Raw genomic sequence first — 12,521 nt, forward strand, 5'->3', positions numbered from 1 at the left:
CGGGCAGCGACCCCCGGCGCTCGGCACGACGCGGCCTGCACGGCCGCCGTCCGTACGGCGGGAGGTAAGGGTGTCGGTCCACGAGCCGGCGACCGCGGCCGGCGCGTCGCACGCGGACACGGGGCGCGAGCACGAGGCGCGCGAGGACGTCCTGCGCGTCCTGCTCGTCGAGGACGACGACGCCGACGCCCTGCTCGTCCGCGAGCACCTCCAGGACGCCGGGCTGCAGGTCGAGCTCGTGCAGGCCCGGACGCTCGACGAGGCGCTGCAGCGGCTCGACGCCGACTGCGTCCTGCTCGACCTCGGCCTGCCCGACGCCCGCGGGCTGCCGGCGCTCGAGCGGCTCCTCGCCGGCGGCGCGCCGCCCGTGGTGGTGCTGACCGGGCTGGCCGACACGCGCACCGGGCTGGCCGCCGTGGCCGCCGGCGCGCAGGACTACCTCGTCAAGCAGGACGTCGAGCCCGAGACGCTCGGCCGTGCCGTGCGCTACGCGGTGCAGCGCACCCGGTGGGAGTCGGCGGAGCGCGAGCTGTTCCGCAGCGGGGTCCGCGCCCAGGAGACGCTGCGCCTCGAGCGCGCCCTGCTGCCGCGGCCCGTCGTCCACGACCCGCGGCTCGTGGTCGAGGTGGCCTACCGCTCGGGCCGGGACGGCGTGCTGGGCGGCGACTTCTACGACGTGGTCGAGCGGCCGGACGGGACCGTGCTGGCGGTGGTCGGCGACGTCTGCGGGCACGGCCCCGACGAGGCCGCGCTGGGCGCCACCCTGCGGACCGCGTGGCGCACGCTCGTGCTGGCCGAGCACTCGCCCGCGTGCATCCTCGCGCTGCTCGAGCGCGTGCTGCGCGCCGAGCGCGCGGCCGACTGGGTCTTCACGACGGCCGCGATGGTGGTCGTCGCGCCGGACCGGCGGTCGGCGGAGCTGTACCTGGCCGGGCACCCCGCCGCGCTGCTCGTCGGGCCGCCGACCGCGGTCGTCCCGCCGGTGCGCCGCGGACGGGCGCTGGGCCTCCCGCTCGACGGCGGGTGGGAGCCGCAGCACGTGCCGCTCGAGGGCGACTGGCGGCTGCTCGTCTACACGGACGGGCTGCTCGAGGCGACGATCGACGACGAGGGCGACCGGCTGGGCAAGGAGCGGCTCGTCGCGGTCGTCGAGGGCGTCGCGCGGGCGGCCGACGCGCGCGGCGACGGCTCGGGGGTCGTCGAGGCGGTGCTGGACGCGGTGCAGGCGCTGCACGGCGGGCCGCTCGTCGACGACTCGGCGCTCGTCCTCCTCGGCTGCGTCCCCGGCTCCGCGGCGCACGCGGACGCGGCGCCGCGGGAACCAGCGGACGGGGCCCCCGCGTGACGCCCTTCACCCTGCGCCGACGGGTCGAGGCGCTGCTGCTGGCCGCGGCGCTCGTGCTCGGCGCGGCGATCGTCGCCACCGTCCTCGTCTACGTGCAGCTCGCGGACCGGCAGCGCGTGGTGACGGAGGTCTACTTCTCCGCGGTGCTCGACGTCGACGAGGCCTACCTCGCGCTCGTCGACGACGAGACCGCGGTGCGCGGCTACGCCCTCACGGGGGACCCGGACGCCCTCGCGCCCTACGGCGACGCCCCCGGGACCGAGGGCGGGTTCACGGCCATCGCCTCCGAGCTCGCGCGCCGCACGGAGGTGACGCCGGCGCTGCGGGCGGCGGCGGCGGACGTGGACGGCGCCGTCGAGGCGTGGCGGGAGGGCTTCGCCGAGCCGCTCGTCGCGCAGGTGGACGCGGAGGGTCTCGCCTCCGTCCGACCCGAGCAGGTGGACGAGGGGCGGACGCGGTTCGACGAGGTGCGGTCCGAGATCGGGGCGTTCACCGCGCTCGTCCGCGAGGAACGGCTCGCCGCCGCCGACGCGCTGCGCGGCTGGACCTTCGCCGCCCAGGCCATCTCGGGGCTGCTCCTCGTCGCGGCCGCCGTCGTGGGGGTGCTGCTGTGGACGCAGCTGCGGCGGTGGGTCACCGGGCCGCTCGACGCGCTCGCGGCGGACACCCGGATCGTGTCGGCCGGCGCGCTCGGGCACCGCGTGCGCTCGGCGGGGCCGGGTGAGATCGCGGCGCTGGCCCGGGACGTCGAGCACATGCGCCAGACCCTCGTCGAGCAGATGCAGGCCGCCCAGCGGTCCCAGCAGGAGGTGGCGCGCGCGCACGCCCTCCTGACGGACCAGGCGGCCGAGCTGCAGCGGTCCAACCGCGACCTCGAGCAGTTCGCCTACGTCGCGTCGCACGACCTCCAGGAGCCGCTGCGCAAGGTCGCGAGCTTCACCCAGCTCCTGCAGAAGCGCTACGGCGGGGAGCTCGACGAGCGCGCCGACCAGTACATCGCCTTCGCCGTCGACGGCGCGAAGCGCATGCAGCGGCTCATCACCGACCTGCTCGAGTTCTCCCGCGTCGGCCGGCTCGGCGGGCAGGCGACGGACGTGCCGCTGGCGGAGGCGCTCGACGAGGCCGTCGGCGACCTGGAGCACCGCATCGCCGAGACGGGCGCGCGGGTGACGCACGGCCCGCTGCCGACGGTGCGGGGGGAGCGGGCGCTGCTCGTGCAGCTCCTGCTCAACCTCGTCGGCAACGCGGTGAAGTTCGCCGCGCCCGACCGGACGCCGCACGTGCACGTCGGCGCGCGGCGCGTCGAGGGCGGCTGGGAGCTCGAGTGCCGCGACAACGGCATCGGCATCGACCCCGAGTACGCGGACCGCGTCTTCGTCATCTTCCAGCGCCTGCACCCCAAGGACGTGTACGCCGGCACCGGCATCGGGCTCGCGCTGTGCAAGAAGATCGTCGAGCACCACGGCGGGCAGATCCACGTCGAGCCCCTGCCGCCGGGGGAGGTGGGCACGAGCATCCGCTGGACGCACCCCGACCCGGCCCCCGACCCGGCTCTCGAGCCGGCTCTCGAGCCGGCCCACGACCTGACCACCGGTCCGGCAGACGACCTGGCGCCGCACACGGCACCGGACATGGCAACGGACACGGCACCGGACACGGCACCGGACACGGCAACGGACACGGCACCGGACCCGGCCGCCGACCCGGCCCCCGACCCCGAGCACGGCCCGCAGGGGCAGGACGGAGCACGATGAGCACGCAGAGCACGCAGGGGTCGCGCCCGGTGGAGGTCCTCCTCGTCGAGGACGACTCCGGCGACGTCCTCATGACCCGCGAGGCGTTCGAGGACAACAAGCTGCGCAACCGCCTCACGGTCGTGCCCGACGGCGTCAGCGCCCTGGAGTACCTGCGCAAGGAGGGGCCGCACGCGGACGCGCCGACGCCGGACCTCGTCCTGCTCGACCTCAACCTGCCCCGCAAGAGCGGGCGCGAGGTCCTCGACGAGATGAAGCGCGACGAGACCCTGCGCTCCATCCCCGTCGTCGTGCTCACCACGTCCGAGGCGGAGGAGGACGTGCGCAGCTCCTACGCGCTGCACGCCAACGCGTACGTCACGAAGCCCGTGGACTTCGACCGGTTCATCGAGGTGGTCCGGCAGATCGACGAGTTCTTCGTGGAGGTCGTGCGCCTGCCCTCCCGCTGACCGGCGACGCGTCCGGCGGACGACCTGGCCGGACGGGCCGGTGCGCGGGCCGCGACACCCGGCGCAGCGGCGGGAAGGATCCGGCGGGTACCGGCGTTGCGTGCGGCAGGACGAGGCGAGGAGGACGACGTGCTGGACCCCGCAGAGCTGTACACGGTGGACGAGGGCGTGGCGGACCGCGTGCGCGAGCGCGTGGTGGACGGGCGCGGGCCCGTGCTGGTGCACGTGCTCAAGGGTTTCGTCGACGCGGGCCAGGCCGGCGGTACGGCCGCCGCGCACCTGACGACGACCCTGCGCACGCAGCGGCTGGTGACGTTCGACGCGGACCAGCTCGTCGACTACCGGTCCCGCCGCCCGACGATGACCTTCGACGCCACGACCTGGACGGCGTACGACACGCCGGAGCTCGCCGTCGACGTCGTCGAGGACGCCGAGGGCGTGCCGTTCCTGCTCCTGCACGGCGTCGAGCCGGACGTGCAGTGGGAGCGGTGGGTCGCGGCGGTGCAGCAGGTCGTCGAGCGGTTCGCGGTGCCCCTCACGGTGGGCCTGCACGGGATCCCCATGGGCATCCCGCACACGCGACCCCTCACCGTCACCGCGCACGCCACGCGCCCTGACCTCGTGACCTCGCACACGCCGTGGTTCGGGACCGTGCAGGTGCCCGCGTCGGCGTCGGCGCTGCTCGAGCTGCGGCTCGGGCAGGCGGGCCACGACGCGGTGGGGTACGCCGTGCACGTGCCGCACTACCTCGCCCAGTCTCCGTTCCCCCAGGCGTCGATCACGGCGCTGGAGTGCGTGCAGCGGCGCACGGGGCTGGACCTCGAGGTCGGCGGGCTGTCCGCGGCCGCCGAGGACACCATGCTCGAGATCGAGCGGCAGGTGCGCGGCTCCGACGAGGTCGCGGACGTCGTGCGCGCGCTGGAGGAGCAGTACGACGCCTTCACCCGCAACCTGGGCCGTTCGAACCTCCTGGGGACGACGACCGAGCTGCCGACGGCCGACGAGCTCGGCGCCGAGTTCGAGCGGTTCCTGGCCCAGCAGGACGACGGGCACCGCTGACCGGCAGGGCCGACCGGCAGCGCTGGCCCGCACCGTATGCGTGCACGGCTGGCCCGCACTGCTGGCCTGCACTGCTGGCCTGCACTGCTGGCCTGCACTGCTGCCTTGCACGTCCAGGCGCAGGTGGCCCTGACGACGGACGTGTGGTCCGTGCCGCGGAACCGTGGCGGTCCCCGGCCCTGACGTGCCATGATCGGCGCTGTTGCAGTGACGTACTGACGCTTGACCGGCGCCGACCCGTACGGGCCGGCACCCGCAGCTCTGCTGGTCCCACCGGTGCAGGACGTGAGGCATTGCGGCACGCCGTGGACGTGGGGTCCGCGGCGTCACCGGCAGGACGAGAAGGACAGGGACATGGCACAGGGTGCTGTCAAGTGGTTCAACGCGGAGAAGGGCTACGGGTTCATCGCCCAGGACGGCGGCGGCGCTGACGTCTTCGTCCACTACTCCGCCATCGACTCGCAGGGCTACCGCAGCCTCGACGAGGGCCAGCGCGTCGAGTTCGAGATCACCCAGGGCCCGAAGGGCCCCCAGGCGGAGCAGGTCCGCCCGCTCTGACCTCGCGCTGAGCGCCCTCCGGCCGTGGCCGGGGGACCGATCGACGGGCCGCAGCCGCTATGGCTGCGGCCCGTCGTCGTCCAGCGGTGCGGCCGCGTCGACGTCCGGCGGTGCGGCCGCGTCCACGAGCGGCGGCGCGGTGCCGACGAAGGCGTCGAGGTCGGGCCCGACGAGCAGCCGGGCCGGCGCGGGCAGGCTGCGCACCGCGCGGGCGAGCACGGGGTCGTCGAGGAGCCCGTCGCGGTCCGTGCCCACGAGCACGACGTTGCCGTACCCCCGGCCGCGCAGGAGGCCGGGCTCGGCGACGACGGCCACGTGCGCGAACAGCCGGCGCAGCGTGGCCGCCTCCGACCGGGCGGCGGCCAGCGGCGGCCGATCGGCCGCGTTGGCGAGGTAGACGCCGCCGGGCCGCAGCACCCGCACCGCCTCGGCCGTGAAGCCGTGCGTCCGCACGTGCGGAGGGGTGGTGGCGCCGGCGAAGACGTCCCGCACCACCACGTCGGCCGAGGCCGTCGGCAGCGCCGCCAGCACGGCCCGCGCGTCACCGGCGCGGATCCGCAGGCGTGGGGCCCGTGGCAGCCCGAACCAGGCGCGGGCGAGGTCGGGCAGCGCCGTGTCCAGCTCCACCGCGAGCTGCCGGGAGCCCGGGTGCCGGGCGTCGAGGGCGCGGGCCAGCGCGCAGCCGCCGGCCCCCAGGTGGACGACGTCCACGGACGTGCCCCCGGGCGCCGCGGCGTCCACGACGAGGGCCATCTGCTGCATGTACTCGAAGTCGAGCCAGGCGGGGTCGTCGAGGTCGAGCGCCGAGCTGGGCACCTCGTTGACGAGGAGGGTGACCAGTCGCGGCCGGTCGGGGTCGCTGACGACGCGGACCGTCCCCGTCGGCACCGTCACGGGCCCGTCGGGCCACGGCGCGAGGGGGCGTGTCGGTGCCCCGTGGTTGGCTGATCGGCGTCCGGGACGGGACTGTCGGGGCACGTCGTGACGTTACACAGGGTGTGCGGCGCGGGGTCCGGGCGGGACGCCCGGGCACGTGCGGAGCGGCAGGGCTGGACGGGGCGGGACGTGCGGCGGCGCGTCGGGTGCCGGGGGTTCGACGAGGCGGAGGGTGAGCAGATGGTGGCGGCGGTGCGGGTGGCACGTCCGGTGCGGGCGACGAGCGGGACGGTGGCGGGGACCACGGGTGCGGCGGTGCCGCCGGCGCCCGTCGGGCACAAGGTGCTGACGCTGCTCGCGCGCGCGGACGGGGAGCTCGTCGCCGCGCGCCTGTCCGCCGAGGCCTGGGAGGTGTTCAGCCACGCCCATCTCGCCGCCCTGCGGGCCGCCGGCGCGGTGGTCGAGCACGTGGGTCCGCTCACGGGACGGCGTGCCGTGCGGACGGTGTGGGACCTCCTCGAGACGGCGGAGCCCGGCCTCGCGTCCTGGGCCCACTACTTCGCGGCCGCGGCGCCGCTGCGGGCGGCCGTCGACGCGGGCAGCTTCGGCGCCGTCCCGCCCGCCCGGGCGCAGGCGGCGCTGGAGGCCGCCGAGCGCTTCGTCGAGGCGGCACGCGACCGCGTCGAGCGGGGGTACGTGGTCGAGACCGGGACCGCGGTCACGGGGCTGCGGGTCTCGTGACGCGCTGCCGCCGGCCGTCGTCCGGTGCCGCCCGGGGTGCGCTCGTGGCGCGCTCCCGGCGTGTCCTCGGCGTGTCCTCGGACACCCGGACGGCAGCGCTGTGAGACTGAGAAGCACCCGGTCGCTCGACTACCGGTGCGCCCCACCGCGATCTATCGTGACCACGTCCGAACGACGGTGGCGCGCACACAGGAGTCGCCATGCCCCTCTCTGAGTACGAGCAGCGCGTGCTCGAGCAGATGGAGCGTCAGCTCACGACTGACGACCCGCGGCTCGCCAACACGCTCACCCAGCGATCCCGCCGGTCCGTGGGGCGGTGGGTCCTGGCCGGCGTGGGGACCGCCGTCGGCCTCCTCCTGCTCGTCCTCGGTGCGGCGGGCGACGGTCTCGTCCTCCTCGGCGTCGTCGGCTTCGTGCTGATGTTCGCGTCGGTGGCGTACGCGTTCGCCGAACCACGTCGGCGTGGGCAGGTGCCGACCGCGGCGCCCAACGCCGGACGCCCCGCCCCGGCCCGGTCGTCGAAGCCCGGGTTCATGTCCCGCATGGAGCAGCGCTGGGACCGTCGCCGGGAGCCCGGCGACCGCTGACTCTGCGACGGTCTGACGTCCCGGCCGTCCCCCAGTCGACGAGAGCCCCGCACGCCTCGCCGTGCGGGGCTCTCGTCGTGCGGGGGAGGGTCGTGCGGAATGCGCGTGGTGCGCGCTGACCAGAGGAGCCTGTCGCGCGCGCCCGGGTGACAGCCTGCTGCCGGAGCGGGCAGCCCCGCACCGAGCCGCGACCGATCGGTGCCCGGAGGCAGGTCGCAGCCCCCTCGACGACGTCGCCGGCGAGGCCCCGGACGATCCTCCGGGCGCTCGCCGCCCTGACCGGTCAGGTGCGGGCGGGGCGCGAGGTCCGGGCCGCGGCGGCCGACGCCCGGACCCCGGCGACGACGAGCGCCGCCTGCTCCCGGAGCCGGTCGGGGGGGACGCCGACCTGCTCCCCTGGGGCGTACCGGTGCCGCTCGACGGCGGCGGCGAGATCCCCGAGCGCCGCCGCGGCCGGCGCGTCCAGCGGGTCCCACCCGCGCTCGGCCAACGCGCCGCCCACTGCTCCGGGGGCCGCCCGCGGCGTCGTCGCCACCGGCACGCTCACCCCGGCACGGCGCAGGTCGTCGACGAGGGCGGCCCAGACGGCGTCGGGTGAGTCCATGACGGGGCGACGACGTCGGCCGACGAGCGCGACCGTCCCCGCGAGGAGTCCGAGGACGGCCAGGACGCCTGCCGGGAGCAGCCAGCCCTGCGCGCCGCCCGGACCCGCGCCCGGCCCGGCGGAGGCCGTCGCCGAGGCACCCGTCGAGGCGGACGCGGAGGCCGAGGGCTGCGTGCCCGGCGCCGCCGCCGACGGCTCCGCCTGGTCGGGCTGCGGCTCGGCGCCACCGCTGCTCGCGGGCGTCGTCCAGGAGGGCGCGCTGCCCGTCTGCACGGCGGGCGTCGGCTCGAAGCGCACCCAGCCGTAGCCCTCGAAATACAGCTCCGGCCACGTGTGCGCCTGCTGGCCCGTCACGCGCCGCGTGGACTCGCCCACCGCCTGCCCCGGCAGGAAGCCGACCCCCATGCGTGCCGGGATCCCGAGCGTGCGGGCCATGACGGTCATCGCGGTGGCGAACTGCACGCAGTAGCCGCGCCGCGACCGCAGGAAGTCCCAGACGGCGTCCTCGCTCGTCGCGTCCGACACCCGGGTGTCGTAGGTGAACTCCGCGGCCGAGCGGAAGAACGTCTGCAGGGCGGCGGCGCGGGCGTACGGCGTGCCCGCCTCCGCGGTGAGCTCGGCCGCGAGGGCCCGCACGTCCTCGAGGTGCTCGGTCTGCGGCAGCTGGAGGTAGTCCTCGGTGGCGTCCGGCGGCACGACGGCCTCCGCGCGGGCGAGGTCGTCGGGCGACAGCTCCGGGACGACCGCGACCATCCGGTAGCGCATGCCGTCCCGCGTCGGGCGGTCGTTGACGACCTCGTCGCGCGCGACGTCGTACTCCCAGCCGGCGGGGACGTCGAGCAGCCGGGGCGTCGTGGTGATGGGCAGGCGCCGCTCGTCGAGCAGGTTGACCGTCACCGCGACCTCGACCACGGCGCGCTGCGGCACGTCGCCGCCGCTGCTGCCGAACGGCTCGGCCGGCACCTCCTGCAGGGCCTGGGCATCCGTGCGCTCCCAGGAGCGCCCGTCGTACTCCGCGAGCGTGAAGGCCCGGAGCGGACCCACCGCCGCCGCCAGGTCCGGCGGGGCGGCGGTGCCGTCCTCGGCGCCCTCCGTGGCCGTGAGCGTGTAGCGCAGCACCTCCTGCTGCGAGCGGGCGCCCAGGCTCTCCCGGAGGTCGAGGTCGTCGCTCAGCGTGAGCGGACCCACCGGCTGCGTCCCGAGGTCGGGCACGTCCAGCCGCGCCCAGCCCGGCAGCGCCGAGAGCCCGCCCGCGGCCAGGGGTGTCGCCAGGGCGGCGAGCGCGACGACGACCAGCGCCGAGACCGCGGCGCCCTGGGCGCGCCGCCCGAGGTCCTGCCCGCGCGCGAGGCCCGCGCGGCGGTCCTCACGCCCGCGGTCCCACGCCAGGAGCAGGAGCCAGGGCATCCCCGCGGCCCACAGCGCGGAGCCCGGTGCCGGGACGGCCAGCACGACCGTGGGCACCCACAGCGTCACGAGGGGCAGCGCCGCCATGGCGGGCAGCCGCAGGGCCACGGCGAGGGTGTCGGCCAGCAGCAGGACCGCGGCGGCGCCCGCGACGACGAGCAGCTCCGTGCCGGGAACGCTCTCCAGCGGCACGACGCCGACCTGGATCGCCCTCGTGCCCTCGCGTGCCACCTCCCGTGCCGTGCCCGCCGCCCCGAGCGTGGGGGACCCCCCGTAGCGCACGACGAGGGTCACCAGGAGGACGGCGGCGCCGACCACGGTCGGCAGCCACCGTGCGCGGCGCCCCGCGGCCGCCCGCGTCGCGGCCACCGCGCCCGCCGCCAGCAGCAGGACCAGCCACGTGACGGTCCGCCAGGACCCGGGCAGCAGGAGGTGGCCCAGCGCCAGGACGGCACCCGCCGTCGCGAGGGCCACGAGCGCGGTGCCGACGGCGTCGACCCAGGCGCGCGGGGCCGGGGCGGGACGCCCGCGACCGCCGCCGGCCGGCGCGCCCCGTCCGGGGGCGGGGCCTCCGGCCGGGGCCGGCGACGGACGCGCCCCGGTGACGGTGGCCGCGCTCATGCGGGCACCCCGACGAGCAGCCGCTCCCAGACCCGGGCCGGGTGCTCGCCGACGGCGGCGAGCGCGACGTGCCAGCCGTGCCGGCCGAGCAGCTCGGCCACGTCGTGCGCCCGTTCGCGCGTCGTGTCGCTGCCCTCGTGGCGCACCACCGCGTACGCGTCGGCTCCGGCCCCGAGGGGCAGGAGGGGGTCGTCGGCGGGCACGGGCTCGGTCCCCACCACGGCGAGGAGGACCTCCCGCTCGCCGGAGGCGTGCCCCAGCGCCCGGGCCGCGCGCCGGACACCCGCGGCGGCCGCGGCCCCGGAGGCGGCCGGGACGAGCTCCACGGTGCTGTCGAGGACGGCGGCGCGTGCGTCCGCGCCGCCCGTCACGTGCACGAAGGTCTCCGCGGGGTCCCCGTCGGGGTCCGCGGGCACGAAGCGCACGGCGTGGCCCGCGTCGAGCAGCGCCAGCGCCATCGACGCGCCGAGGCCGAGCGTCCACTCCAGGGCGTCCGGGTCGGCGGGCGTGTCGACGAGGACCGTCGCCGGTCGGGTGCCGGCTCGCTCGTCGGTCCGCACGACGAGCTCGCCCAGCCGGGCGCTGCTGCGCCAGTGGACGCGACGCAGGTCGTCGCCCTCGCGGTACTCGCGCAGGGAGACGTCGTCGGGTGCCGGCGTGAGGGCCCCGAGCACGGTCTGCTCCGGAGCGCCGGGCAGGACCTCCCGCGGGGCGGGCAGCGCGACGGTGGCCGGCCAGACCCGCAGCAGGGTCTCCGTGCCGACCTCCCGGCGCACGCGCACGACGCCGAAGACGTCGCCGCGCGTGAGCGTGAGGGGGCCCAGGGCCCAGACGCCGCGCCGGGTGGGGCGCACCGTGTAGCTCAGGCCGGCGCCGCCCGGGACGCGCACGGCACGCACGCGCAGGGGCAGCCCGCCGGTGAGCTCGTCGTCGGCGGCCTCCTGGAGCCGGGCGCCGGCCAGCCGCCGGGCACCGTCCGCCGTCGCCGCGCGCAGGGCCGTGCGGACCTGCGCCGGGCGGCCCGCGGTCAGCGTGGGCGGCGAGGTGCTGCGCGTGACGCGGAGCCGGTGGCGGCCGCGGCCCGGGTCCCGCAGGCCCGTCACCACGACCGAGGCCGCCACGAGCAGCACCGCGACGGTGCCGAGCTGCACCACGTCGTCCGACCCGAGCAGCGCGCCGACCCACAGCAGCGCGAGGCCCGCGAGGGCCAGGACGGTGCCGCGGACGGTCGGCCGCAGCCGCATCAGGGGGCGGCCCGGCGCCCGCGGCCGGCCGACGCCAGGACCGGGGACGCCGCGGGCAGCGGGACCTGGTCGAGCACCGCACGCACCACGTCGGCCGTCGTCCGGCCGGAGGTGCGGGCCTGCGCCGAGGGCAGCAGCCGGTGGGCGAGGACGGGGACGGCGAGCTCCTGCACGTCGTCGGGCAGCACGTGGTCCCGGCCCCCGAGCGCGGCCAGCGCCTTCGCCGCGCGCAGCAGCTGCACGGACGCGCGGGGGGACGCGCCCAGCCGCAGCCCGTTGTCCGTCCGGGTCGCCGCGACGAGGTCGACGACGTACCGCTTGACGGCGGGGGAGGCGTGCAGCCGGCGGGCCACCGCGACGAGCCGCTCCACCTCCGCGGCCTCCGTCACGGGGGCGAGGTCGTCGAGCGGGTCCCCGTCCTCGTTGCGGTCGAGCAGCTCGACCTCGGTGGCGGCGTCGGGGTAGCCGACGGACAGGCGGGCCATGAACCGGTCGCGCTGCGCCTCGGGAAGGGGGTAGGTGCCCTCCATCTCGACCGGGTTCTGGGTGGCGACGACGAAGAACGGCCGCGGCAGGGGGTAGGTGGTGCCGTCGACGGTCGTCTGCGCCTCCTGCATGCACTCGAGCAGAGCGGCCTGCGTCTTGGGGGAGGCGCGGTTGATCTCGTCGCCGATGACGACGTGCGCGAACACGGGCCCGGGCCGGAACTCGAACTCCTGCGTCTGCGGGCGGTAGATGGTGACGCCCGTGAGGTCGCTCGGCAGGAGGTCCGGGGTGAACTGCACGCGACCGACCGTGCAGTCGATGGACCGCGCCAGCGCCTTCGCGAGGGTCGTCTTGCCCAGGCCGGGGACGTCCTCCAGCAGGAGGTGCCCGCCGGCCAGCAGCACCGCCAGGCTCGTCCGCACGAGGTCCGGCCGTCCCACGACGACGGAGCTCATCGCCGCGGACAGGCGCGCGCCCACGGCAGCCAGGTGGTCGATCTCGGCGGGCGCGGGCGGGACGGACATCATGTGCGGCTCCTCGGCGTGGTGGCGACGAGCCTAGACGCGCCGCCGACCCCTCGCGCACCGATCCGGGGACCCTCAGGAGGACCACCCGACCGCGCGAACGAGCGGCGCCCGCGGGGCCGCCCGGACCGCTCCGCGGGCGCTGGTGGTTGCGGGGCCGGGGCCCGCCGCGCCCCTCCCTCTCCCTCCACCGACATCGCGGCGCGGGGCCCGCCGGCTCCCTCCCTCTCCCTCCACCGGCGTCCCGGTCGGGGGCGCCGGCGCCC

At 77.1% G+C, this 12,521-nt stretch carries 11 protein-coding genes; 7 read left to right on the forward strand and 4 right to left on the reverse strand.

What is annotated here, in order from left to right:
• Positions 1-70 precede the first annotated feature (70 nt).
• The 5 genes from BM048_RS02195 to BM048_RS02215 all read left to right on the forward strand — a co-directional run bounded on the left by BM048_RS02195 (position 71) and on the right by BM048_RS02215 (position 5,165).
• Positions 71-1,345, forward strand: a complete 1,275-nt coding sequence (locus tag BM048_RS02195; RefSeq protein WP_090030249.1) for a PP2C family protein-serine/threonine phosphatase — start codon at positions 71-73, stop codon at positions 1,343-1,345.
• Positions 1,342-3,099, forward strand: a complete 1,758-nt coding sequence (locus BM048_RS02200; protein WP_090030250.1) for a sensor histidine kinase — start codon at positions 1,342-1,344, stop codon at positions 3,097-3,099. The genes BM048_RS02195 and BM048_RS02200 overlap by 4 nt, the downstream gene beginning before the upstream one ends.
• Positions 3,096-3,548 (forward strand): response regulator, encoded by a 453-nt coding sequence (locus tag BM048_RS02205; protein ID WP_090030252.1) that lies wholly within the window; start codon positions 3,096-3,098, stop codon positions 3,546-3,548. The genes BM048_RS02200 and BM048_RS02205 overlap by 4 nt, the downstream gene beginning before the upstream one ends.
• A 129-nt stretch (positions 3,549-3,677) precedes the next feature.
• A complete protein-coding gene (locus tag BM048_RS02210; protein WP_090030254.1) occupies positions 3,678-4,607 on the forward strand; it encodes a proteasome assembly chaperone family protein in 930 nt (309 codons plus the stop codon).
• 354 nt (positions 4,608-4,961) lie between these two features.
• Positions 4,962-5,165, forward strand: coding sequence for a cold-shock protein (locus tag BM048_RS02215; protein ID WP_090030531.1), 204 nt, complete (start codon positions 4,962-4,964; stop codon positions 5,163-5,165).
• A gap of 57 nt (positions 5,166-5,222) precedes the next feature.
• Here the strand turns inward: BM048_RS02215 and BM048_RS02220 are convergent, their stop codons facing one another.
• On the reverse strand, positions 5,223-6,059 hold the full coding sequence (locus BM048_RS02220) for a spermidine synthase (protein WP_090030256.1): 837 nt from the start codon (positions 6,057-6,059) through the stop codon (positions 5,223-5,225).
• An 87-nt stretch (positions 6,060-6,146) separates the two neighbouring features.
• Here BM048_RS02220 and BM048_RS02225 point away from each other — a divergent pair, with 87 nt between their 5' ends.
• Entirely contained in the window at positions 6,147-6,782 is a 636-nt protein-coding gene (locus tag BM048_RS02225) for an SAV_6107 family HEPN domain-containing protein (RefSeq protein ID WP_239078638.1), read from the forward strand.
• A 200-nt stretch (positions 6,783-6,982) separates the two neighbouring features.
• On the forward strand, positions 6,983-7,369 hold the full coding sequence (locus BM048_RS02230) for a DUF3040 domain-containing protein (RefSeq protein ID WP_090030257.1): 387 nt from the start codon (positions 6,983-6,985) through the stop codon (positions 7,367-7,369).
• A 283-nt stretch (positions 7,370-7,652) separates the two neighbouring features.
• On the opposite strand, the gene BM048_RS02235 is transcribed toward BM048_RS02230, so the two are convergent.
• From BM048_RS02235 to BM048_RS02245, 3 genes are read right to left on the reverse strand one after another with little or no spacing between them, the layout of a single operon-like run.
• A complete protein-coding gene (locus BM048_RS02235; RefSeq protein WP_090030259.1) occupies positions 7,653-10,001 on the reverse strand; it encodes a transglutaminase TgpA family protein in 2,349 nt (782 codons plus the stop codon).
• Positions 9,998-11,245, reverse strand: a complete 1,248-nt coding sequence (locus BM048_RS02240) for a DUF58 domain-containing protein (RefSeq protein WP_090030261.1) — start codon at positions 11,243-11,245, stop codon at positions 9,998-10,000. Before BM048_RS02240 ends, BM048_RS02235 begins: the two co-directional genes overlap by 4 nt.
• A complete protein-coding gene (locus tag BM048_RS02245) occupies positions 11,245-12,258 on the reverse strand; it encodes an AAA family ATPase (protein ID WP_090030263.1) in 1,014 nt (337 codons plus the stop codon). Before BM048_RS02245 ends, BM048_RS02240 begins: the two co-directional genes overlap by 1 nt.
• Between the last annotated feature and the right edge of the window lie 263 nt (positions 12,259-12,521).

It is taken from the genome of Cellulomonas marina, from assembly GCF_900111925.1.
Taxonomy (GTDB): domain Bacteria; phylum Actinomycetota; class Actinomycetes; order Actinomycetales; family Cellulomonadaceae; genus Cellulomonas; species Cellulomonas marina.